Annotated in this window: 18 protein-coding genes, 2 rRNA genes and 1 riboswitch (1 of these 21 only partly in view); of the genes, 15 read left to right on the top strand and 5 right to left on the bottom strand. The window is 69.4% G+C overall.

Annotated features, from left to right (window positions below; genetic code table 11):
• The 12 genes from CP978_RS06575 to CP978_RS06520 all read left to right on the top strand — a co-directional run.
• A 23S ribosomal RNA gene (locus CP978_RS06575) occupies positions 1–1,009 on the top strand; it begins 2,109 nt to the left of the window's first position.
• A gap of 83 nt (positions 1,010–1,092) precedes the next feature.
• Positions 1,093–1,209, top strand: a 5S ribosomal RNA gene (gene rrf / locus CP978_RS06570).
• A 130-nt stretch (positions 1,210–1,339) separates the two neighbouring features.
• Positions 1,340–1,948, top strand: a complete 609-nt coding sequence (gene clsA, locus CP978_RS06565; protein ID WP_043438371.1) for a cardiolipin synthase ClsA — start codon at positions 1,340–1,342, stop codon at positions 1,946–1,948.
• Between the two features lie 115 nt (positions 1,949–2,063).
• Positions 2,064–4,559: a mannose-1-phosphate guanyltransferase gene (locus CP978_RS06560; protein ID WP_043438369.1), complete on the top strand. Its 2,496-nt coding sequence runs from the start codon at positions 2,064–2,066 to the stop codon at positions 4,557–4,559.
• Between the two features lie 167 nt (positions 4,560–4,726).
• The gene (locus CP978_RS06555; RefSeq protein WP_043438368.1) at positions 4,727–5,566 is read left to right on the top strand and encodes a DUF881 domain-containing protein; all 840 of its coding nucleotides are present in this window, start codon (positions 4,727–4,729) and stop codon (positions 5,564–5,566) included.
• Positions 5,563–5,895 carry a small basic family protein gene (locus CP978_RS06550; protein WP_019708255.1) on the top strand — a complete coding sequence of 111 codons (333 nt, stop codon included), beginning with the start codon at positions 5,563–5,565 and terminating at the stop codon, positions 5,893–5,895. Before CP978_RS06555 ends, CP978_RS06550 begins: the two co-directional genes overlap by 4 nt.
• A gap of 5 nt (positions 5,896–5,900) precedes the next feature.
• A complete protein-coding gene (locus tag CP978_RS06545) occupies positions 5,901–6,752 on the top strand; it encodes a DUF881 domain-containing protein (RefSeq protein WP_150478155.1) in 852 nt (283 codons plus the stop codon).
• Positions 6,753–6,882: 130 nt separating this feature from the next.
• On the top strand, positions 6,883–7,686 hold the full coding sequence (locus CP978_RS06540) for an FHA domain-containing protein (RefSeq protein WP_079162038.1): 804 nt from the start codon (positions 6,883–6,885) through the stop codon (positions 7,684–7,686).
• Positions 7,687–7,704: 18 nt separating this feature from the next.
• Positions 7,705–8,460 (top strand): transcriptional regulator FtsR, encoded by a 756-nt coding sequence (gene ftsR / locus CP978_RS06535; protein ID WP_043438366.1) that lies wholly within the window; start codon positions 7,705–7,707, stop codon positions 8,458–8,460.
• A gap of 83 nt (positions 8,461–8,543) precedes the next feature.
• Positions 8,544–9,017, top strand: coding sequence for a bifunctional nuclease family protein (locus CP978_RS06530; protein WP_004002801.1), 474 nt, complete (start codon positions 8,544–8,546; stop codon positions 9,015–9,017).
• A gap of 245 nt (positions 9,018–9,262) precedes the next feature.
• On the top strand, positions 9,263–9,940 hold the full coding sequence (locus tag CP978_RS06525; protein ID WP_079162037.1) for a MerR family transcriptional regulator: 678 nt from the start codon (positions 9,263–9,265) through the stop codon (positions 9,938–9,940).
• Between the two features lie 55 nt (positions 9,941–9,995).
• Entirely contained in the window at positions 9,996–11,447 is a 1,452-nt protein-coding gene (locus CP978_RS06520; RefSeq protein WP_043438364.1) for a DNA polymerase IV, read from the top strand.
• Here the strand turns inward: CP978_RS06520 and CP978_RS06515 are convergent.
• On the bottom strand, positions 11,369–11,740 hold the full coding sequence (locus CP978_RS06515; RefSeq protein ID WP_043438363.1) for a PRC-barrel domain-containing protein: 372 nt from the start codon (positions 11,738–11,740) through the stop codon (positions 11,369–11,371). The genes CP978_RS06520 and CP978_RS06515 overlap by 79 nt on opposite strands.
• A gap of 136 nt (positions 11,741–11,876) precedes the next feature.
• A riboswitch (glycine riboswitch) is annotated at positions 11,877–11,972 on the top strand.
• 177 nt (positions 11,973–12,149) lie between these two features.
• Between CP978_RS06515 and gcvP the strand changes: the two genes are divergently transcribed.
• Positions 12,150–15,035, top strand: coding sequence for an aminomethyl-transferring glycine dehydrogenase (gene gcvP, locus CP978_RS06510; RefSeq protein ID WP_043438361.1), 2,886 nt, complete (start codon positions 12,150–12,152; stop codon positions 15,033–15,035).
• Between the two features lie 103 nt (positions 15,036–15,138).
• Here gcvP and CP978_RS06505 read toward each other — a convergent pair whose 3' ends face one another.
• The gene (locus CP978_RS06505; RefSeq protein WP_043438358.1) at positions 15,139–15,345 is read right to left on the bottom strand and encodes a DUF5999 family protein; all 207 of its coding nucleotides are present in this window, start codon (positions 15,343–15,345) and stop codon (positions 15,139–15,141) included.
• 343 nt (positions 15,346–15,688) lie between these two features.
• The gene (locus CP978_RS06500; RefSeq protein ID WP_043438355.1) at positions 15,689–16,273 is read right to left on the bottom strand and encodes a hypothetical protein; all 585 of its coding nucleotides are present in this window, start codon (positions 16,271–16,273) and stop codon (positions 15,689–15,691) included.
• A gap of 547 nt (positions 16,274–16,820) precedes the next feature.
• On the opposite strand from CP978_RS06500, the gene CP978_RS06495 reads away from it, so the two are divergent.
• Together CP978_RS06495 and CP978_RS06490 are read left to right on the top strand one after the other, a co-directional pair.
• Positions 16,821–18,338, top strand: a complete 1,518-nt coding sequence (locus CP978_RS06495; protein WP_150478154.1) for a glutamate-cysteine ligase family protein — start codon at positions 16,821–16,823, stop codon at positions 18,336–18,338.
• Between the two features lie 244 nt (positions 18,339–18,582).
• Entirely contained in the window at positions 18,583–19,323 is a 741-nt protein-coding gene (locus CP978_RS06490) for a CPBP family intramembrane glutamic endopeptidase (RefSeq protein ID WP_107070351.1), read from the top strand.
• Positions 19,324–19,527: 204 nt separating this feature from the next.
• Here CP978_RS06490 and CP978_RS06485 read toward each other — a convergent pair whose 3' ends face one another.
• Positions 19,528–20,337, bottom strand: coding sequence for a PhzF family phenazine biosynthesis protein (locus CP978_RS06485; RefSeq protein ID WP_043438353.1), 810 nt, complete (start codon positions 20,335–20,337; stop codon positions 19,528–19,530).
• A gap of 134 nt (positions 20,338–20,471) precedes the next feature.
• On the bottom strand, positions 20,472–21,365 hold the full coding sequence (locus tag CP978_RS06480; RefSeq protein WP_052454045.1) for a universal stress protein: 894 nt from the start codon (positions 21,363–21,365) through the stop codon (positions 20,472–20,474).
• Positions 21,366–21,537 lie beyond the last annotated feature (172 nt).

Genomic DNA, 21,537 nt, shown 5'->3' with positions numbered 1-21,537 from the left:
GCGCCAGTAAACGGCGGTGGTAACTATAACCATCCTAAGGTAGCGAAATTCCTTGTCGGGTAAGTTCCGACCTGCACGAATGGCGTAACGACTTCTCGACTGTCTCAACCATAGGCCCGGTGAAATTGCACTACGAGTAAAGATGCTCGTTTCGCGCAGCAGGACGGAAAGACCCCGGGACCTTTACTACAGTTTGATATTGGTGTTCGGTTCGGCTTGTGTAGGATAGCTGGGAGACTTTGAAGCGGCCACGCCAGTGGTTGTGGAGTCGTCGTTGAAATACCAGTCTGGTCGTGCTGGATGTCTAACCCGGGTCCGTGATCCGGATCGGGGACAGTGTCTGATGGGTAGTTTAACTGGGGCGGTTGCCTCCTAAAGGGTAACGGAGGCGCCCAAAGGTTCCCTCAGCCTGGTTGGCAATCAGGTGTTGAGTGTAAGTGCACAAGGGAGCTTGACTGTGAGACCGACGGGTCGAGCAGGGACGAAAGTCGGGACTAGTGATCCGGCGGTGGCTTGTGGAAGCGCCGTCGCTCAACGGATAAAAGGTACCCCGGGGATAACAGGCTGATCTTCCCCAAGAGTCCATATCGACGGGATGGTTTGGCACCTCGATGTCGGCTCGTCGCATCCTGGGGCTGGAGTCGGTCCCAAGGGTTGGGCTGTTCGCCCATTAAAGCGGTACGCGAGCTGGGTTTAGAACGTCGTGAGACAGTTCGGTCCCTATCCGCTGTGCGCGTAGGAGTCTTGAGAAGGGCTGTCCCTAGTACGAGAGGACCGGGACGGACGAACCTCTGGTGTGCCAGTTGTTCTGCCAAGGGCATGGCTGGTTGGCTACGTTCGGGAGGGATAACCGCTGAAAGCATCTAAGCGGGAAGCCTGCTTCGAGATGAGGGCTCCCACCCACTTGATGGGGTAAGGCTCCCAGTAGACGACTGGGTTGATAGGCCAGATCTGGAAGCATCGTGAGGTGTGGAGGTGACTGGTACTAATAGGCCGAGGGCTTGTCCTCAGTTGCTCGCGTTCACTGTGTTGGTTCTGAAACCACGAACAATCGCACCCTGACGGGTGGTCGGGTTGTGTGTTTCATAGTGTTTCGGTGGTCATAGCGTGAGGGAAACGCCCGGTTACATTCCGAACCCGGAAGCTAAGCCTCATAGCGCCGATGGTACTGCAGGGGGGACCCTGTGGGAGAGTAGGACGCCGCCGAACAAATTGTGGGAAAACCCCGCACCGTATGGTGCGGGGTTTTCTGCGTTCACCACCCCTCTGTACGGGGGCCCGAACCCTGCGGGTAAGGTCAGGGGGCATCATTGGTACTTTTCCCGCAGGAGGCCCCCGGGTGGAGGTCCAGGAGACCCGCGTCCAGACGGACCGGGTCCTCACCATCCCGAACATCCTCAGCATGGCGCGGCTCGTCGGCGTGCCCCTCTTCCTGTGGCTGATCCTCCGGCCCGAGTTCGGAGGGCCGAAGAGCGACGGCTGGGCGCTGCTCGTGCTCGTGCTGAGCGGGATCAGCGACTATCTCGACGGCAAGCTCGCCCGGCGCTGGAATCAAGTCAGCAGCCTCGGCCGGCTCCTCGATCCCGCGGCCGACCGGCTCTACATCGCGTCCACTCTGGTCGGACTGACCTGGCGCGGGATTCTGCCGCTCTGGCTGATCGCCGTACTCGTGGCGCGAGAGCTGGTTCTGCTGGTGATGGTGGGAATCCTCAGGCGGCATGGCTATCCGCCGCCCCAGGTGAACTTCCTCGGGAAGGCCGCCACGTTCAACCTGATGTATGCCTTCCCGCTCCTGCTGCTCAGTGACGCAACTGGATGGATCGCGTCACTCGCTGCTATTTTCGGATGGGCGTTCGCTGGATGGGGTACAACCCTGTACTGGTGGGCAGGAGCCCTCTACGTGGTTCAGGTCCGCCGCATCGTCCGGGCGGACGCCATGGCCGGCTGAGCCCGCCAATGGGGGCGGTTGTAGCGGCTCGATGGCCCGCGCGGTCAAACTGCGGGACAATCTAGACGGGTGAAGTCGGCTGAACCGTCGTCTCTTGGAGGAGGACGCTTCCGACATGAAGGCCGTCGTGATGGCCGGAGGCGAAGGCACGCGCCTTCGTCCGATGACCTCGAGCATGCCCAAGCCACTCCTGCCGGTTGTCAACCGGCCCATCATGGAGCATGTGCTTCGGCTGCTGAAAAGGCATGGGCTCACTGAAACCGTCGTCACCGTGCAGTTCCTGGCGTCTCTGGTCAAGAACTACTTCGGGGACGGCGAAGAACTGGGCATGGAGCTCAGCTATGCCAACGAGGAGAAGCCACTCGGTACCGCCGGTAGCGTCAAGAACGCCGAGGAAGCGCTGAAGGACGACACGTTCCTCGTCATCTCCGGTGACGCCCTGACCGATTTCGACCTCACCGATCTGATCAATTTCCACAAGGAAAAGGGTGCGCTGGTCACCGTCTGTCTGACGCGTGTGCCCAATCCGCTGGAATTCGGTATCACCATCGTCGACGACGAAGGCGTGGTCGAACGGTTCCTGGAGAAGCCGACCTGGGGACAGGTCTTCTCCGACACCGTCAACACGGGCATCTATGTCATGGAGCCCGAGGTCTTCGACTACGTCGAGGCCGATGTGCCCGTCGACTGGTCGGGCGATGTCTTCCCGCAGCTCATGAAGGAGGGCAAGCCGATCTACGGCTATGTCGCCGAGGGCTACTGGGAGGACGTCGGTACCCATGAGAGCTATGTGAAGGCGCAGGCCGACGTCCTGGAGGGCAAGGTCGACGTCGGTATCGACGGCTTCGAGATCTCCCCGGGCGTATGGGTGGCCGAAGGCGCGGAGGTCCATCCTGACGCCGTACTGCGCGGACCGCTCTACATCGGCGACTACGCAAAAGTCGAGGCCGGAACCGAGTTGCGGGAACACACCGTGATCGGCTCGAACGTCGTCGTGAAGAGCGGGGCATTTCTGCACCGTGCCGTCGTCCACGACAACGTGTACATCGGGCAGCACAGCAATCTGCGCGGCTGTGTGGTCGGAAAGAACACCGACATCATGCGCGCGGCCCGGATCGAGGACGGTGCCGTCATCGGCGACGAGTGCCTCATCGGCGAGGAGTCCATCGTCCAGGGCAATGTGCGGGTCTACCCGTTCAAGACCATCGAGGCCGGTGCCTTCGTCAACACCTCCGTCATCTGGGAGTCCCGGGGGCAGGCGCATCTCTTCGGCGCCCGTGGGGTGTCCGGCATCCTGAATGTGGAGATCACTCCGGAGCTGGCCGTGCGGCTGGCCGGCGCCTACGCCACCACCCTGAAGAAGGGCGCCACGGTCACCACGGCCCGTGACCACTCCCGGGGCGCGCGTGCCCTGAAGCGGGCAGTCATCTCGGCGCTTCAGGCCAGCGCCATCGACGTACGCGACCTGGAGAACGTACCGCTGCCCGTCGCCCGGCAGCAGACCGCGCGGGGCAGCGCCGGCGGCATCATGATCCGGACCTCGCCCGGGGTGCCGGACTCCGTCGACATCATGTTCTTCGACGGGCAGGGCGCCGATCTGTCCCAGGCCGGCCAGCGCAAGCTCGACCGGGTGTTCGCACGGCAGGACTACCGGCGGGCCTTCCCGGGCGAGATCGGGGATCTGCACTTCCCGTCCAGCGTCTTCGACTCCTACACCGGGTCGCTGCTGCGGAGCGTCGACACCTCGGGCATAGCCGAATCGGGCCTCAAGGTCGTCGTGGACGCCTCCAACGGAAGCGCCGGACTGGTCCTGCCGAGCCTGCTCGGCAAGCTCGGGGTGGACTCGCTGACGATCAATCCAGGTCTCGACGAGTCCCGGCCCACGGAGAGCGCCGACACCCGGCGCGCGGGCCTGGTGCGGCTCGGTGAGATCGTCGCCTCCTCGGGAGCCGCGTTCGGGGTGCGGTTCGATCCCGTCGGTGAGCGGCTGTCGCTCGTCGACGAGAAGGGCCGGATCGTCGAGGACGACCGTGCGCTGCTGGTGATGCTCGACCTGGTGGCGGCCGAGCGGCGCAGCGGCAAGGTGGCGCTGCCGGTGACGACGACACGCATCGCCGAGCAGGTGGCGGCGTATCACGGGACCCAGGTCGAGTGGACCACCACCTCGCCCGACGATCTCACCCGGGTGGGCCGCGAGGAGTCGACGATCTTCGGCGGGGACGGGCGTGGCGGGTTCATCGTGCCGGAGTTCAGCAGCGTCTTCGACGGTACGGCCGCCTTCGTCCGGCTCATCGGGCTGGTGGCGCGCACCCAGCTCACCCTCAGCGAGATCGATGCGCGGATTCCGCGGGCGCATGTCCTCAAGCGCGATCTCGCGACCCCCTGGGCCGTCAAGGGCCTGGTGATGCGGCGCGTCGTGGAAGCCGCAGGGGAGCGCTTCGTCGACACCACCGACGGTGTGCGGGTCGTGGAGAGCGACGGGCGCTGGGTGCTGGTGCTGCCCGACCCCGCGGAGGCCGTCACTCATCTGTGGGCGGAGGGACCCGACGACGACTCCGCACAGGCCCTGCTGGACGAGTGGTCGACGGTCGTGGACAGCGCCGGACGGTAAAAGACGCAGCACACGCGCGTGCCGGACAAGTGCCCCTAAGGGTGCCTGTCCGGCATGCCGACGGGGCCATTCGGAGTATGCGCCGGGGACGTGCGACGATGTGCGGCATGCCGCAGCCGCCCCCCGTTCGGAGCACGTCCGGGCGCCCTCCGCGTCCGGATGCCTCCATGTCGTTGCTCACCAACGTCATGGACCACAGCCTCGACGACGGCTATGCCGAGGCCGCCGCCCGGAAGGGAACCGAGGAGGGCGGGGCCGGCCTGCCGCGCACGGTGCGGGCCAGGCTCGGCCTCGCGGCCGGTCTGGTGCTCGCCGGCCTGGTGGTGACGGTCGGCGCCGCGCAGGCGCGGGTGGCCGCCCCGACGGTCGCCAAGGAGCGCGAGGAGCTCATCGACCGCATTCAGCGCGAGACCGCGGCCGCCGACAAGCTCGAGAGCACGGTCGACACACTGCGCGACGACGTGAGCGCCCGGCAGCGCGCGGCCCTGAAGCAGAACGGGGGCGACGACCGGGCCGACCTGGTCGGGATTCTGTCCGGCGCCGTCGCGGTGCACGGTCCCGGAATGAAGCTGGTCGTCAACGACGCCAGGGAGGCCAGCTCGGGCGGCAACGGCAATCCTCGCCAGACCTCCGGCTTCTCCGACACCGGACGGGTCCGCGACCGCGATATGCAGCGCGCGGTCAACGGGCTGTGGGAGTCGGGCGCCGAAGCGATCGCGATCAACGGGCAGCGGCTGACGGCACTGTCGGCGATCAGGGCCGCGGGCGACGCGATACTGGTCGACAACCGGCCGCTGGTACCCCCCTACACCGTGCTCGCGGTGGGGGACGGGGACAGACTCAGCACCAGGTTCCAGGACAGCGCGGACGGACTGTATCTGCATGCGCTGCGGGAGAACTACGGGATCAGGACCAGCATTTCCGTCGAGCACGACGTCCGGCTGCCCGCCGCACCGAGTGTGATCGTACGTACCGCACAACCGAGTACAGAGAAGGGCACATCGTGATCGCCGTACTGGGCCTCGTCGTCGGAGTGGTGGTGGGCCTGCTGGTCCGGCCCGAGGTTCCGGCGGTCGTCGAGCCTTACCTCCCGATCGCCGTGGTGGCGGCGCTGGACGCCGTCTTCGGCGGTCTGCGTGCCATGCTCGACGGCATCTTCGACGACAAGGTCTTCGTGGTGTCGTTCCTGTCGAACGTGGTGGTGGCGGCCCTGATCGTGTTCCTGGGCGACAAGCTGGGCGTCGGCGCGCAGCTGTCCACCGGTGTCGTGGTCGTCCTCGGTATCCGTATCTTCTCCAACGCCGCGGCGATCCGTCGGCATGTGTTCCGGGCGTGAGGCGGATGAGCGACCACGAGGAAGAGACGCCGAAGCCCGTGCCGGCCCCCGAGCACCGGCTGCGCAGGGAACTGCCGCAGGAGGTCCCGGCACCGCCGGCCGAGACGGCCGGGGAGAAGGACACCGCTGCCGTGCTGACCGGCCGTCAGCGCCTGGCGGAGGGGCTGTGGCCGCCCCGTGTGACGCGGGCTCAACTCATCGTCGCGCTACTGCTGTTCGGGCTCGGTTTCGGCCTGGCCGTCCAGGTCGCCTCGAACAGTGACAGCGGCAGCGCACTGCGCGGGGCGCGCCAGGAAGATCTTGTGCGCATCCTGGATGAACTGGATGACCGTACCCAGCGTCTTCAGGACGAGAAGCAGGGTCTCGAAGATCAGCGGTCGGAGCTGGAGAACAGCTCCGACCGTGCCGAGGAGGCCCGCAAGCAGACCGCCGAGCGGGAGAGACAACTCGGCATCCTTGCGGGCACGGTGGCGGCACAGGGCCCCGGCATCACGATGACCATCGAGGACACGAAGGGAACGGTCCGGGCGGACATGCTGCTCGACGCGATCCAGGAACTGCGCGCGGCCGGCGCGGAGGCGATACAGGTGAACGGTGTACGGGTCGTCGCCGGCACCTATCTCTCGGATTCGGGGAAGACGGTGAGCGTCGACGGGAACAAGATCGCCCAGCCCTTTCGTTTCAAGGTCATCGGCAAGCCGCAGGACCTCGAGCCTGCGCTCAACATCCCCGGAGGCGTGGTGCAGACTCTCCAGAAGGAGCAGGCCACAGTCGATGTGGAGCCCTCGACGAAGATCGTCGTGGACGCCTTGCGACCGGCGGAGCGGCCTGACTACGCTCGGTCGTCCTCCCAGTGAACCGGGGGTGCATGAAGGCCGTCCGGCAGGGGCATGAGGCTGCGGGGGGTCGGCGCACCGATCGGGTGGTGCGTGGTGGAAACTGTCTGGTGGATACGGACGTTGTGAAGGTGTCCGGGTCGACCGGTGTATGCAATCAGGGTTCGTCCTGCCCCACGGGCGGGTCTGTTTCGGTCAAGGGGAATCGCCCGTGAAGTTGTTTGCGAAATTGTTCGGCAAGAGCGCGCGAGAGGGCGGCGACAACGCGACGGCCCGCCATCGCGCACAGCCGGGAGAAGCGGAAGTCCAGCGCCCGCTCTTCCGGGACCAGGTCACTGGTCCGGGTGGTGACATTTCCGGAGGTCAGGGCGCGGCGTCGGTTGACCCTGCCGCGTCCGGCCGCATAGGTTCCGGGGACATGTCGGCTCAGGTGTGTACGAGATGCGGTCACCACAACGCGGAGAACAGCCGGTTCTGCTCCAACTGTGGTGCGCCGCTGCGGCCCGGTGCGGTGGCGGAGCGCGCCGCGGAGACGACCTCCACGATCTCGATCTCGGGTCTGGAGGCCTATGACGCGGAGGCCACCGGCCAGACGCAGATGCCCACGCTCTCCCCGGAGGCTCAGGCCGCCGTCGACGCGCTGCCCTTCGGGTCGGCGCTGCTGGTGGTGCGGCGCGGCCCGAACTCGGGCAGCCGCTTCCTGCTGGACGGCGAGCTGACCACGGCGGGGCGTCATCCGGAGAGCGACATCTTCCTGGATGATGTGACGGTCTCACGGCGGCATGTGGAGTTCCGCCGGAGCCCGGACGGCTCGTTCACGGTGGCCGACGTCGGCAGCCTCAACGGCACGTATGTCAACCGTGAGGGCATCGACCAGGTCGCGCTCAACAACGGCGACGAGGTGCAGATCGGCAAGTACAGGCTGGTCTTCTACGCAAGTCAGCGGGGCATCTGACCCGCCAGGGAAGGGTCCATGCTTCACACACCGAGCGGCGGTGCCGGCAGCGGCACCGCCGCGGCGGACGGCGGGCTGATGAGCATCGGCAGCGTGCTGAACATACTGCGCGAGGAGTTTCCCGAAGTCACCGTCTCCAAGATTCGTTTCCTGGAGTCCGAGGGGCTCATCGAACCCCGGCGCACCCCGTCGGGGTATCGCAAGTTCAGCGCGCACGATGTCGAACGTCTGAGTAAAGTGCTGAGGCTGCAGCGGGACCACTATCTGCCGCTGAAGGTCATCCGTGAGTATCTGGACGCCCTGGAGCGGGGCGAGGAGGCGCGGCTGCCTTCCCTGGGCCGTCCACGCGAGGTGGGCGAGGGCGAACTGCTCGGGGACATCCTGGGCGAGCCGGAGACCCCCGCGGCGAGCCGGATCAGCCGTGACGAGCTGCTGTCGACCACCGGGATCAGCATCGAGCAGCTCCAGGAATGGGAGTCGTACGGCCTGGTCGTGCCCTTGTCGGACGGGGTCTACGACGCCGAGACGGTCACGGTGGCCACTCTGCTGGCCGAACTGGGCCGCCATGGGATCGAGCCCCGCCATCTGCGGGTGATGAAGGCCGCCGCGGATCGCGAGGCGGGTCTGGTGGACCAGGTGGTGGCCCCGCTCCGGCGGCACCGCAACCCACAGACCAGGGCCCATGCCGAGGCGCGCACCAAGGAGCTGGCCGGGCTCGCGGTCCGGCTCCACGCCACGCTGGTGCAGTCCGCGCTGGGTGTGCGCCTGCCCTGAGCCGTATGTTCGCGATGGGCAGATCGGTCGGCCGTTCTGTGCCCGACTACCCAAACGTCCCGGGCACGGCCTAGGGTTGCTGTGTGAACGAGCTCGATGTCGTAGGTGTCCGGGTCGAGATGCCCTCCAACCAGCCGATCGTGCTCCTGCGTGAAGTGGGAGGCGACCGCTACCTCCCCATCTGGATCGGCCCCGGGGAGGCCACGGCCATCGCGTTCGCCCAGCAGGGCATGGCCCCCGCACGACCGCTGACCCACGATCTGTTCAAGGATGTGCTGGAGGCGGTCGGCCAGGAACTCACCGAGGTACGCATCACGGATCTGCGTGAGGGCGTCTTCTACGCGGAGCTGGTGTTCGCCAGTGGCGTCGAGGTGAGCGCCCGCCCGTCCGACGCCATAGCGCTGGCGCTGCGCACCGGAACGCCGATCTACGGCAGCGACGGCGTGCTCGACGACGCGGGTATCGCGATCCCCGACGAGCAGGAGGACGAGGTCGAGAAGTTCCGCGAGTTCCTCGACCAGATCTCACCGGAGGACTTCGGCACCAGCAGCCAGTGACCGGCTCCCGGGTCCCCGGACCCCTGAGGTGCCCGGCGTCGCTGTGGCATGTGCCGGGGATATAATCCCAGGACCTTAGCTACGCCCAGGCCTACCGTATGAGCATTCGGCTAGCCTTTCCCCGCGGAAGGGCACGGGAAACCACTCCTAGGGTGATTATCACTCGGCGTGCCGAGTGTGGCGATCGTTGACGCACCCCTGGTGACTGCCTACCGTCGAGGGGCAGGTCAAGGACGGAGGTCGGCGTGAGAATCAGCGGCGGCGGTACGGCGGGGGGTGCCCCTGGACACAGTCTGGGGGAGAACGGTCCGTACCCTTCCCCAGGCTCTCGGCTCCGCTCAGGCAGGGGGTATCCCCAGCCCGGCAACGCGGCCGGCTCCGCTTCCCCGCAACCGGGGGCCGTGCCCGGCGACCAGGACACGGACTCCGAGACCATCATCGGCTATCGGGGCCCCACGGCGTGCGCCGCCGCGGGCATCACCTACCGCCAGCTGGACTACTGGGCCCGCACGGGTCTCGTCGAGCCGAGCGTGCGCCCCGCCCATGGGTCGGGCACACAGCGGCTGTACAGCTTCCGTGATGTTGTCGTTCTGAAGATCGTCAAACGGTTCCTCGACACCGGTGTGTCGCTGCAGAACATCCGCAGCGCCGTCCAGCACCTCAGGGAGCGCGGTTTCCGCGACCTGGAGCGGATGACGCTGATGAGCGACGGCGCCACGGTGTACGAGTGCACCTCCTCGGACGAGGTGCACGCCCTGCTCCAGGGCGGGCAGGGCATCTTCGGCATCGCGGTGGGCGTCGTCTGGCGGGACGTGGAGAGCGCGCTGTCCCAGCTGCACGGCGAGCGCGTCGACACGGGGGAGACCATCGTCGGCCACAATCCGGCGGACGAACTGGCACGGCGGCGCAACCGGGCCGTCTGAGGCGCGCCTCCGGCGAGCGAGCCCGTTGTCAGTGGCGTAGGGCAGCATCGGAGATGTGAGAACCGCGCCCACCGTCCTGCATCTCGACATGGATGCCTTCTACGCCTCGGCGGAGCAGGCGTCCAAGCCGAGTCTGCGCGGGAAGGCGGTCGTGGTGGGCGGGCTCGGCCCGCGCGGAGTGGTCGCCACCGCCTCCTACGAGGCACGGGCCCTCGGGGTGCACTCGGCGATGCCCATGGCCCAGGCACGCCGGCTCGCCCCGAACGCCGCGTATCTGGTGCCGCGTTTCGGTCTCTACCGGGCGATCAGCGAGCAGGTGATGGGGCTGCTGCGGGACCTGTCGCCGCTGGTGGAGCCGCTGAGCCTGGACGAGGCGTTCGTGGATCTGGAGGCCGGGGGAGCGGCCTGGGACGAGGAGTCGGCGCGGCGGACCGGGACGAGGCTGCGCGCGGACATCCGGACCGGCACCGGTCTCACGGGCTCGGTCGGGCTCGCCGTCTCCAAGATGCTCGCGAAGATCGCCTCCGAGCAGGCCAAGCCGGACGGACTGGTGCTGATACGGCCGGGCACCGAGCGCGCGCTGCTCGGCCCGATGTCGGTGCGGACCCTGCCGGGGGTGGGCCCGGCCACCGGGGACCATCTGCGGCGCGCCGGGATCACCACCGTCGAGGAGATCGCCGACGCGGGCGAGGACGAACTCGTCCGGCTGCTCGGCAAGGCCCATGGGCACGCGCTGTACGCGATGGCGCTGGCGCAGGACGAGCGGCCGGTGGTGGCCGAGCGGGAGACCAAGTCGGTCTCGGTCGAGGACACCTACGACATCGACATCCACGACCGGGTCCGGGTCGGTCTGGAGGTGCAGCGGCTCGCCGACCGCTGTGTGCGCAGGCTGCGCGAGGCCGGCCTGTCGGGGCGGACCATCGTGCTCAAGGTGCGCAGATACGACTTCTCCACCCTGACCCGCTCCGAGACCCTGCGCGGGCCCACGGACGACCCCGCGGTGGTGCGGGAGGCGGCCGCACGGCTCCTTGACTCCGTGGACACCACCGGCGGGGTACGGCTGCTCGGCGTCGGCGTCAGCGGTCTCGCCGACTACACCCAGGAGGACCTCTTCGCCCAGGCGCACCTGGCCGCGGGGGAGACCGGACCGGCCGAGCAGCCGGAGACGGACGAGACGCCCCCGCCCGCGGATGAGCAGCGGGAACCGTCGTCCGAGCACCTCTGGCGTTCGGGCCATGACGTCCGGCACGCCGAGTACGGGCACGGATGGGTGCAGGGCAGCGGCCTCGGCCGGGTCACCGTACGGTTCGAGACGCCCCACTCGGGGCCGGGACGCGTCCGTACCTTCCGCACCGACGACCCCCTGCTGGAGCCGGCGGATCCGCTGCCCCTGGTGCTCAGGGGGCCCGACCGGCCTACTACCGGGCCTCAGGCCCCGTCGGACCCCGCGAGACGGCCGAAGTCGCGGTCCGGCGGCGGAGGCGGCGCCGCCACGTCAAGCCCGTAGTGGTGGTAGAGCTGGAGCTCCTGCTCGGGTGAGAGATGACGACCGACGCCGAAGTCGGGGGCGTCCTTGATGAGGGCCCGTTCGAAGGGGACCCAGAGCGCGCCCTCCACCAGCTCGCTGGGCTCCAGCGGGACGAAGGCGTCCCTGCTGAACAGGCCGGTCCGGATGGCCGCCCACTCGGCCACACCGGTCGCGTCGTCGAGGTAGACCTCGTCTATCGTGCCGATCTTGTTCCCGTTGCGGTCGAACGCCTTGCGGCCTATCAGGTTGCGCGGGTCGATCTCGGTCTTCACGGGCCCTCCAGCCTGTTCCTCACCCATCCGTCACCACTGCAGAAGTGCGTATCAAGCACTACAAAAGTGCACATCGGGCCAGGCGGCCACTCGAAAACCCCTGGTTGTCGCCGCTGGTAGTCTGGCAAGCGGCTGTTGACCCCGTGCGGGAGAGTCCTCCGGAACGGTCCGGAGGCGCCGAAGGAGCAAACCCTCCCCGGAATCTCTCAGGCTCACGTACCGCACGGACGAGGTCACTCTGGAAAGCAGGGCGGGTCTCGACGGACTCCGCCCTCACCGACGGTGAAAACCGGAGCGCCCTCGGGCGGACCGGTGAAGCTCTCAGGTTGAGATGACAGAGGGGGAGGCCGTCCGGGTACCCGCGCCGTGGTGCCCCTCGCAGGTCGCGTCAGACCAGGAGGCCTCCGCAATGACCGCCCATCGCATTCCGCTCTCCGAGCTCGAACGGGGCACACCTTTCGAGCAGCGCCATATCGGGCCGGACCAGGAGGCGCGGGCCAAGATGCTCGCGCAGGTCGGCTACGGCTCGCTCGACGAGCTCACGGCCGCAGCCGTCCCCGATGTGATCAAGAACGCCGACGCGCTGGACCTGCCCGGTGCGCGCACCGAGCCCGAGGTGCTCGCCGAGCTGCGTTCGCTCGCCGGCCGCAACCAGGTCGTGGACTCCATGATCGGTCTCGGCTACCACGGCACCTTCACGCCGCCGGTGATCCTGCGGAACGTGCTGGAGAACCCGGCCTGGTACACCGCGTACACGCCCTACCAGCCGGAGATCTCCCAGGGTCGTCTGGAGGCCCTGCTCAACTTCCAGACCATGGTCGCCGACCTCACCGGCCTGCCGACCTCCGGCGCGTCCCTGCTCGACGAGGGCACGGCCGCCGCCGAGGCGATGGCGCTGTCCCGGCGCATGGGCAAGAACAAGAAGGGCCTCTTCCTGGTCGATGCGGACGCGCTGCCGCAGACCGTCGCCGTGATCCGGACCCGTGCCGAACCCACGGGCGTCGAGGTGGTCGTCGCCGACCTCGCCGAGGGCATCCCCGCCGGGATCGCCGAGCGCGAGATCAACGGTGTGCTCATCCAGTACCCGGGCGCCTCCGGTGCCGTGCGGGACATCAAGCCGGTCATCGAGCAGGCGCACGGGCTGGGCGCGGTGGTCACCGTCGCCGCCGACCTGCTGGCGCTGACCCTGCTGGCCTCGCCCGGTGGGCTGGGCGCCGATATCGCGATCGGTACGACGCAGCGCTTCGGCGTGCCGATGGGCTTCGGCGGCCCGCATGCCGGCTACATGGCGGTGCACGAGAAGTTCGCCCGCAGCCTGCCCGGCCGGCTGGTGGGCGTCTCGGTGGACGCGGACGGCCACAAGGCCTACCGGCTCGCCCTGCAGACGCGGGAGCAGCACATCCGCCGCGAGAAGGCCACCAGCAACATCTGCACCGCCCAGGTGCTGCTCGCCGTGATGGCCGGTATGTACGCCGTCCACCACGGCCCGGAGGGGCTGCGGACCATTGCGCGGCGCACCCACCGCTATGCCGCGGTCCTCGCCGCCGGTCTCACCGCGGGCGGGGTCGAGGTCGTCCACGGCGCCTACTTCGACACCCTCACCGCGCGGGTGCCCGGGCGGGCCGCCGAGGTGGTCGCCGCCGCCCTCGAGCGGGGCGTCAATCTGCGTCCGGTCGACGCCGACCAGGTCTCGATCGCCTGCGACGAGACGACCGGGCGGGCCCAGCTGGATGCCGTATGGGCCGCGTTCGGCGTCGAGGGCGAGGTCGAGGCGCTGGACGCGAGCACCGAGGACGCGCTCCCGCAGTCGCTGCTGCGCACCGGTGACTACCTCACGCACCCCGTCTTCCACCAGCACCGCTCCGAGACCGCGATGCTGCGCTATCTGCGCCGGCTGTCCGACCGGGACTACGCCCTCGACCGCGGAATGATCCCGCTGGGCTCCTGCACCATGAAGCTCAACGCGACCACGGAGATGGAGCCGATCACCTGGCCCGAGTTCGGGCAGATCCACCCCTTCGCGCCGGTCGGCCAGGCGGAGGGCTACCTCACCCTCATCCATGAGCTGGAGGAGCGCCTCGCCGAGGTCACCGGGTACGACAACGTCTCCCTCCAGCCCAACGCCGGCTCGCAGGGCGAACTCGCCGGTCTGCTCGCCGTGCGCGGCTACCACCGGGCCAACGGCGACGAGCAGCGCACCGTCTGCCTCATCCCGTCCTCCGCGCACGGCACCAACGCGGCCAGCGCGGTGATGGCCGGGATGAAGGTGGTCGTGGTGAAGACCGCCGAGGACGGCGAGATCGACGTCGAGGACCTGCGGGCCAAGATCGAGCAGTACCGCGACGAACTCGCGGTGCTGATGATCACGTACCCGTCCACGCACGGTGTGTTCGAGGAGCATGTCGCCGACATCTGCGCCGCCGTCCATGACGCGGGCGGCCAGGTCTATGTCGACGGCGCCAACCTCAACGCGCTGGTCGGCCTCGCCAAGCCGGGCCGCTTCGGCGGTGACGTCTCGCACCTCAACCTGCACAAGACGTTCTGCATCCCGCACGGCGGCGGCGGCCCGGGCGTCGGCCCGGTCGGTGTGCGCGCGCATCTGGCGCCGTATCTGCCGAACCACCCGCTGCAGCCGGAGGCCGGCCCCGAGACGGGTCCCGGCCCGGTCTCGGCGGCTCCCTGGGGCTCCGCGGGCATCCTGCCGATCTCCTGGGCGTACGTCCGGCTCATGGGCGGCGAGGGCCTCAAGCGCGCCACGCAGGTGGCCGTGCTCTCCGCCAACTACATCGCCAAGCGCCTGGAGCCGCACTACCCGGTGCTCTACACCGGTCCGGCCGGCCTGGTCGCGCACGAGTGCATCGTCGACCTGCGGGCGCTGACCAAGGAGACCGGCGTGACCGTGGACGATGTGGCCAAGCGGCTGATCGACTACGGCTTCCACGCGCCGACCATGTCGTTCCCGGTGGCCGGCACGCTGATGATCGAGCCGACCGAGTCCGAGGACCTGACCGAGATCGACCGCTTCTGCGACGCGATGATCGCCATCCGTGCGGAGATCGAGAAGGTCGGCTCGGGCGAGTGGCCCGCCGACGACAACCCGCTGCGGAACGCCCCGCACACCGCCGCGGCGCTCGGCGGTGCCTGGGAGCACGCGTACACGCGGGAGGAGGCCGTCTTCCCGGCCGGTGTCCCGGCCGCGGACAAGTACTGGCCGCCGGTGCGCCGTATCGACCAGGCCTTCGGCGACCGTAACCTGGTCTGCTCCTGCCCGCCGATGGACGCCTACCAGGAGTAGTCGCGTCCGGGCATGCGTCGGGGCCGGTGCGGAGCGTGAGTCTCCGGGCCGGCCCCTGGTATGTGCGGCATGCCGGGGCGGCGCAGTCCCCGGCGGTGTGGTCTCAGGCGGCGGTGGTCACCTGGCCGGTGTCCAGCGGGCGGTGCGGGGCGATGACCCGGCCGTCGGGGAGGAGTTCGCCGGTGTCCTCGAAGAGCAGAACGCCGTTGCACAGCAGGCTCCATCCCTGCTCCGGGTGGTGCGCCACACGACGGGCGGACTCCCGGTCGGCGGATTCGGCTGTCGGGCAGGGTGGCTGGTGCTGGCACATGGTGGTGGGGATCTTTCGCTCTGTCGTGACGGGTGTGATGGCTGTCGCGTCTGTACTGCGGCGTGTCGAGAGGTCGCTCATGGCCGCCCCCGTAGGCGTGACGTCGGTCCGGAACCCAGTGTTGTCCTGCGAGCGTCGATCCGCAGGGATTTCACCGCACCGCTTCTCACCCGTTCATGACGCGTCGTCCATGCGTACGGTTCAGTCCGGCGCGTAGTACGCGGGCGATCCCGACAACGCGGCGAGCGCGCGTTCCGGGCGTCGCGGGACGGACGAGCATGTGACGACAGTGCCGTGCCCCGCGGCCGGCGTCCGGCGGCGGGGCACGGCGGGGGTGCGAGGCCTACGCGGGGGAGCCGAGCAACGGGGCCGGGGTGACCCGGAGGGTGAGCACCGGGAGGAGGTCGGCGACCCGGTGCGGGCGGTGGGCCGCGATGCCGGGCGGCGCGGGCGCGAGCGGCACCAGCAGGTCGCTGGCCGCCGGACGGCCGGTCGCGCCGTCGGCGGCGCAGTCCTCGTGCAGCCACAGCGTGAGCATGTACAGCTCGGGCACGGACAGCAGCCGGACCTGGTAGGGCTGTGTCATCGCCTCCGCCTGGCGCAGGGCGTGCTCGGTGGCGGCGATGTAGGGCCCCTCGAAGAAGCGTGAGAAGGCCCAGCCGTCCGGAGTCAGCATGGTGTCGGCCGCGGCCACGGCGCGATCGCCGCTGCGGATGAGGAAACGCCACCCGGCGAGCCGGGTGACAGGTGTGCCGGCCGGGGCGATCCGGTCCAGCACATGGACCGGAAGCGGGAGTTCGGGCGTCACGGGTCCCTGCGCCGCACGCAGGGACGGGGTGGGGGCCTCACGGACCGCGGTCGGGGAACCGAGTGCGGTGAGGACGGAGCGAAGTGCGGGCGCGGGAGCCGGGGGGACATGCAGCAGCATGGTGAGTCGCCTCTCATTCGACAGGCACGGTGGAGCGAGGGCGGGGCGTGGCGGAACGGGCGGACAGCACTGTCAGCTCGCGGGGTCAGAGGCCGGTGGGCGGGGGATGGTGCCCTGACGAACGGCGGCCACTTCGATGTCAGGATCAGACCGCCATCGCCGGCTCTCTGCCTCGTGCGGAAAGTTTATACGACCTGTGTTCATGCAAAGTTTCGCCTAGTCGTCCCGCATGGCGTGAACAAGGGGATATCCGGTCGGCGATAAGCGGGATTCGTCCCGTTCCTGCACGGCTGTCGTCGCTGCGACCTCGGAATACCTGCCCGTAGCGGTCGGCCGATTCTCATCGGCGTTTTTCACGACACGGTTGCGCCGGGAAACCGCGCATTGCTCCATGCCTCGTGAATGTGCCGCGGGCGTTGCGAGCAGCCTAGCGCCCGACGAGTGTGCGCGGGGGCGTTATCGATCGCGTTGCCGGGGCATCATCCACCGTGACCCGGGACGGCAGCGGCCGGAGCATCGGCCTGCCCATCTGAGGAAGGACACTTCGATGGGAGAGAAGGTCGCGGCAGGGCAGTTCGACCTGTCCGATCGTCAGCGCTACCGCGGCAAGCTCAGGCAGTGCCTGGCGGGGCTGGCGCGGCTGCTGGAGGAGAAGCGGTTCGATCGGCCCAAGAACCTGATGGGTCTGGAGATCGAGCTGAATCTCGCCGGCCTCGACGGCATGCCGAGAATGATGAATGCGCAAGTACTGGAGAAAATCGCGAGCCGAGATTTCCAGACAGAACTCGCCATGTTCAATCTGGAAGTCAACATCGCACCACACCGGCTGGGCGGCCGGGTATTCGACCGGCTTGCCGAGGAACTGCGCACCTCGCTCGCCTATGCCGACCGGAAAGCGGGCGAGGTCGACGCCGGAATCGTGATGATCGGTATTCTGCCGACGCTCGGCCGCGACGACCTGGTCTCCACCAACCTCTCCGCGGTCGACCGCTACACCCTGCTCAACGATCAGATCGTGGCCGCGCGCGGAGAGGACTTCGAACTCGACATCGACGGGGTGGAGCGACTGGTGTGCACCTCCCGGTCGATCACCCCGGAAGCCGCCTGCACCTCCGTCCAGTTGCATCTCCAGGTCACCCCGGAGCGCTTCGCGGACGTCTGGAACGCCGCACAGGCCGTCGCGGCGGCGCAGGTCGCCCTGGGCGCCAACTCCCCCTTCCTGTTCGGGCGTGAGCTGTGGCGCGAGTCCCGGCCGCCGCTGTTCCAGCAGTCCACCGACACCCGGCCGCCGGAACTGCAGGCGCAGGGCGTGCGGCCGCGCACCTGGTTCGGCGAACGCTGGATCACCTCCGCGCAGGAGCTGTTCGAGGAGAACCTGCGCTACTTCCCGGCGCTGCTGCCGATCTGCGACGAGGAGGACCCCTTGCGCGTGCTCGACGCGGGCGGCATTCCGAAGCTCGCCGAACTCGTCCTCCACAACGGCACGGTGTACCGCTGGAACCGGCCCGTGTACGGGGTGGCGGACGGCGTCCCCCATCTGAGGGTGGAGAACCGGGTGCTGCCCGCGGGCCCCACCGTGATCGATGTGATCGCCAACGCCGCCTTCTACTACGGCGTCGTCCGCGCCCTCGCCGAGGAGCAGCGGCCGGTGTGGACGAGGCTGCCGTTCGAGGACGCGGCGGCCAACTTCGACACCGCCTGCCGGTACGGCATCGAGGCACGCCTGCGCTGGCCGCGGCGCGGACGTCACGGCGGGATCACCGAGGTCGACGCCGTGGACCTGGTCCGCGACGAACTGCTGCCGCTCGCCGCGGCGGGGCTGGACGCCTGGGGCGTGGAGCCCGCCGACCGGGACCTCTGCCTCGGGGTGATCGAGGAGCGGTGCCGGCTCAGGGTCAACGGCGCGAGCTGGCAGGCCGCCACCTTCCACCGGGCCCTGGACCAGGGGCTCGACCGGGAGGCCGCGCTGGCCGCGACGACCCGGCGCTACCGCGGGCTGATGCATGTCGGTGAGCCGGTGCACACCTGGCCTGTCGGCGTGTCGGAACCCGTGCCGCTGGGATGAGCGGAGGCCGGGGGCGGCCGTGCACCCGGCCGCCCCCGGCCTCCGCCTCGAGATCCGGGACCGCAGGGGCAGGCCCTGAGCCGTCCCCCTGGTGCACCCGCCGCACGCGATCTTCGTCACTTCTTCCGAGGGCCCCGACCGGGTGAAGATGGGCACGAGCGGGATCGCTCGACAGAAGGCGGGAGTACAGGTGGAGACAGGTGCGGTGGCCGGTCCCTTGCCGGCGGAGTGGCAGGGACGGCGGATGTTCCGGGACGAGACACTGCTCGTCCTGGGTGTCTCACTCGGTGCCAGCGGGGTGTCCGCGCTGATCAGCTTTGTGGGATCGGTCACCAGGCCGGGCGCCCTCAAGGAGCAGGCGGCCACGCTCAACGCCTCCGCCGCGCCCGGGCGTCCCTGGCTGGACCTCGCCTGGCAGTTGTTCGGGATCGCGTCGGCGCTGGTGCCGGTCGCGCTGGTGGCTCACTTCCTGCTGCGGGAGCGGGCGTCGCTGCGCACCCTGGGCTTCGACCGGACGCGGCCCTGGCCGGACCTGGGACGCGGTGCGGTGATCGCCGCGGGGATCGGCTCCGCGGGCATCGCCTTCTATCTCGCCGCCCGTGGCTTCGGCGCCAATCTGACCGTGGTGCCCGAGGCCCTGCCCGACGTGTGGTGGAAGTTCCCCGTGCTGATCCTCTCGGCACTGCAGAACGCGGTCCTGGAGGAGGTCGTCGTCGTCGGCTATCTGCTGCGCCGGCTCGGCCAACTGGGCTGGACGCCCGGCACGGCCCTGGCGGCCAGCTCGGTGCTGCGCGGCTCGTACCACCTCTACCAGGGGATCGGCGGGTTCCTGGGCAATCTGGTGATGGGCCTGGTCTTCGTCCTGTTGTACCGGCGCTGGGGGCGGGTCGGTCCGCTGGTGGTCGCCCACTCGCTGCTCGACATCGGGGCGTTCGTGGGCTACGCGCTGCTGGCGGGGAAGGTGGGCTGGCTGCCGACGGCATGACCGGCCCGGACGGTCCGGGCGTACGCCCTAGTGCTGTGACCGGAAAGGTTCACCGGCTCGCGACGCCCGGCACGGCGCCTCGCCGCGTTGTCGCACTACCCGAGTACATCCAGTACGCGGGTAATGCTCCGCCTTGCGATGCACCGCACCGGACGCCGCGAGCTTTCCGGCAAACCTTTCCGGTCACAGCACTAGCCGGGCCCGTCACACGAGCAGGGCACCCTCGATGACGGTGACCGCCCGGCCGGTGAGCAGGGTTCGGTCGCCGCGCAGTCCCGTCTGCACGCGGCCGGGGCGCGGCGAGGCCTGCAGACCGGTGAGGTCGGTACGGCCGAGCCGCTCGGACCAGTACGGGGCCAGGGCGGTGTGGGCACTGCCGGTGACGGGATCCTCGTCGATGCCGACGTTCGGGAAGAAGCAGCGCGAGACGAAGTCGTACCCGCGGGAGGGGTCTTCGGCGCGGGCGGTGGCGATGACGCCACGCCGCGCGTGGTGGCCCAGCGACCGGTGATCGGGGGCCAGGCCCAGAACCGTCCGCTCGTCGGCGAGTTCGAGAAGCAGATCACCGACGTTCGGACCGGTGTCGAAGCCGGCGAGAGGCTGCGCGCCGAGGGCCTCGGCCACGTCCTGCGGGATCTCGAGGCGGGTGAGCGGTGCGGTGGGGAAGTCCAGGGTGATCGAGCCGTCCTCGTGCGGAGCGGCGCCGAGCACCCCGCTGCGGGTGGCGAACCGGACCGGGCCCTCGTGGGCACCCGTGGTGCGCAGCACATGGGCGGTGGCCAGGGTGGCGTGACCGCACAGGGCGACCTCGGTGGCGGGCGTGAACCAGCGCAGCGCCCAGTCGGCCTCGCCGCCCTCGGGCAGCCGGTGTGCGAACGCGGTCTCGGCGTGGTTGACCTCACGGGCCACGTCCTGGAGCCGGGCGTCGTCGGGAAAGGCGTCGAGGAGCAGAACACCGGCCGGGTTGCCGGTGAAGGGGCGGTCGGTGAAGGCGTCGACGATCCGGATGCGCATGGGCCGACGTTAGGGGTGCCGGGGCCGGGCGGGCCAAGGCCAATTCGGGGTTCCTGGACCGGTGGGTGCCCCCGCGGCCGGGCTTGGGGCCGGGCTTGACGGCCGCCTCTCCCGCGCGCCCTCGGCGCTGCGTGTCAGGGCCGCTCCCGAGGGCCCCGCTCGGGCGGCTGGGGGACGGCGATGACGGGACACCGTGCATGGCGCAGCACGCCCTGGCTCACCGAGCCCACCAGCATGCCGGTGAATCCTCCGTGTCCCCGGGTGCCCACCACCAGACCCAGGGCGTCGGCGGACGCCTCGGTCAGCGCCTGCACGGGGTGGCCGACGACGACCTCCTGATGCACCTCGACACCGCGATACGCGGTACCGCGCCCGGCGACGGCCTCGGAGAGGATCCGGCTCCACTCCCGCTGTGCCTCCTGCTCGTCGATGATCCGGAGCGGTCCGGGCTGCCAGACGTGCAGGGCCCGAAGCGCCGCGCCCCGCAGAGCGGCCTCGGCGAAGGCGACATCGACTGCGGCGGCCGCCTGCGGGCTGCCGTCCACGCCGACGACGTAGTACGCCGACCGCCGGTCGATGCGCTCGGGTTCCGGCACGACGACCACCGGGCAGCGGGTGTGCGCCAGCACGGGGACGGCGATCGAGGCGGAGCCGAACGCCTCCTCCAGCCGGCCAAGATGCTGTGAGCCCAGCACGACGGCCGTGGCGCCACGGCTCTGCTCGCCCAGGACCCACGCCGGGCTTCCCTCGGCCAGCAACCCGGACACCTCGACCCGTGGCTGCCGCGTCTCGGCGAAGGCCACCGCATCCTTGAGCACCCGCTCACCGGCCTCGTGCAGCGCCTGGTTCCACTCCTGCCAGGAGGGCACCTCGTACCCCGGGGTCGGCACGCCCTCGGCGTGCACCAGTCGCAGGGGCACCCCGCGCCGGGCGGCCTCGTCGGCCGCCCAGGCGAGCGCCGTGCGCTTCGCAGGGTCGGGATCGATCCCGACCACGATCGGCCGCTGATCATCCGGGGGCCGGGTCATCGTCACCTCCAGCTCTTCCGACGCGTCCACGCACGGCCGGGGCCGAACGCGGTGCGGACGCGTGCGTCGGCACGCCGGGAGCGTCCGCACCGCGTTCGGCACATCCGCCGAAGCCCGCCGGCGCGGCGCGGTCATCGCCCTCTCGTCTCCTCGGCACGGCGACGCGGGGGCG

The sequence above is a fragment of the Streptomyces nodosus genome (assembly GCF_008704995.1).
In the GTDB taxonomy this organism is placed as follows: domain Bacteria; phylum Actinomycetota; class Actinomycetes; order Streptomycetales; family Streptomycetaceae; genus Streptomyces; species Streptomyces nodosus.
Note: the sequence above shows the minus strand (reverse complement) of the source record. Positions and strands in the feature narration are given on the sequence as shown.

Excerpts from the sequence above, each read along its gene's own strand:
- CP978_RS06540 (WP_079162038.1), top strand. The coding sequence starts at position 6,883 with ATGCAATCAGGGTTCGTCCTGCCCCACGGGCGGGTCTGTTTCGGTCAA.
- CP978_RS06490 (WP_107070351.1), top strand. The coding sequence starts at position 18,583 with ATGTTCCGGGACGAGACACTGCTCGTCCTGGGTGTCTCACTCGGTGCC.
- CP978_RS06505 (WP_043438358.1), bottom strand. The coding sequence starts at position 15,345 with ATGTGCCAGCACCAGCCACCCTGCCCGACAGCCGAATCCGCCGACCGG.
- CP978_RS06495 (WP_150478154.1), top strand. The coding sequence starts at position 16,821 with ATGGGAGAGAAGGTCGCGGCAGGGCAGTTCGACCTGTCCGATCGTCAG.
- CP978_RS06545 (WP_150478155.1), top strand. The coding sequence starts at position 5,901 with ATGAGCGACCACGAGGAAGAGACGCCGAAGCCCGTGCCGGCCCCCGAG.
- gcvP (WP_043438361.1), top strand. The coding sequence starts at position 12,150 with ATGACCGCCCATCGCATTCCGCTCTCCGAGCTCGAACGGGGCACACCT.
- CP978_RS06555 (WP_043438368.1), top strand. The coding sequence starts at position 4,727 with ATGTCGTTGCTCACCAACGTCATGGACCACAGCCTCGACGACGGCTAT.
- CP978_RS06480 (WP_052454045.1), bottom strand. The coding sequence starts at position 21,365 with ATGACCCGGCCCCCGGATGATCAGCGGCCGATCGTGGTCGGGATCGAT.
- CP978_RS06485 (WP_043438353.1), bottom strand. The coding sequence starts at position 20,337 with ATGCGCATCCGGATCGTCGACGCCTTCACCGACCGCCCCTTCACCGGC.
- CP978_RS06500 (WP_043438355.1), bottom strand. The coding sequence starts at position 16,273 with ATGCTGCTGCATGTCCCCCCGGCTCCCGCGCCCGCACTTCGCTCCGTC.
- ftsR (WP_043438366.1), top strand. The coding sequence starts at position 7,705 with ATGCTTCACACACCGAGCGGCGGTGCCGGCAGCGGCACCGCCGCGGCG.
- CP978_RS06560 (WP_043438369.1), top strand. The coding sequence starts at position 2,064 with ATGAAGGCCGTCGTGATGGCCGGAGGCGAAGGCACGCGCCTTCGTCCG.